The sequence below is a fragment of the Paraburkholderia sp. SSBN10T genome, assembly GCF_056619545.1.
In genome coordinates this window covers 1-917 of sequence record NZ_JBWQQI010000062.1, presented here as the reverse complement: position 1 = coordinate 917, position 917 = coordinate 1, and the positions used below count along the sequence as shown (strand labels likewise).

General features: G+C 62.2%; 1 protein-coding gene. It reads left to right on the top strand.

The annotated features are described in order from the left end of the window. A partial coding sequence (locus AC1ECK_RS36630) for an integrase core domain-containing protein (protein ID WP_480328182.1) occupies positions 1-877 on the top strand: 877 nt, incomplete at its 5' end. Positions 878-917 lie beyond the last annotated feature (40 nt).

Below are 917 nucleotides of genomic sequence, written 5' to 3'. Positions count from 1 at the left end.
CGGACGCAAGATCAGCCGGCGCCTGCGCGATCAGGGTCACGCGGACGTACCCGCACCCAGCACCGTGACGGACATCCTGCATCGTCATGGGCTGATTGATCCGGGCGCCTCCGACGCTGCCACACCCTGGCAGCGCTTCGAACATGAGCAGCCCAACGACCTGTGGCAGATGGATTTCAAGGGCTGGTTCGACCTGCAGGATGGACGGCACTGTTCGCCACTGACCTTGCTGGACGATCATTCGCGCTACAGCGTGACGCTCGATGCCTGCATCTGCACCGACACCCGGACCGTGCAGCATCATCTGGAGCGCACCTTCCGACGCTACGGTCTACCGTTGCGTATCAACGCGGACAACGGTTCGCCGTGGGGCAGCCCCAGCCAGCCGGGGCAGTTGACCGAACTGGCCATCTGGCTCATCCGGCTGGGCGTGCGACTGTCCCACAGCCGGGTAGCCCATCCGCAGACCAACGGCAAGAAGGAGCGGTTTCACCGCACGCTGAAGGCCGAGCTCATCAGCGGCCGCCATTTCAGGGACCTGAACAGCGTCCAGCAGGCGTTCGATGCGTGGCGCACGGTCTACAACCATCAGCGCCCACATCAGGCGCTGGACATGGCAACCCCCGTCACACGCTACCGGCCCAGTCCCCGGGCATACCCCGAGATCCTGCCGCCAATCGAATATGGTGAGAACGATCTCGTGCAGCGCGTGAAGTGGAACGGTGAGCTACGCTTCAGGAAGCGGCAATTCAAGGTATCAAACGCATTGCAGAACCTGCCCGTCGCCATCCGCGAGCGCGCCGGTGAAGAGAACTGCTACGACCTGTTTTTTGCGCATCACCATTTCGGAACCATCAACCTGAACCAGCAGGAATGAGCGGATCATATGTTACCCATGTCCCCGCACACCTGTTACC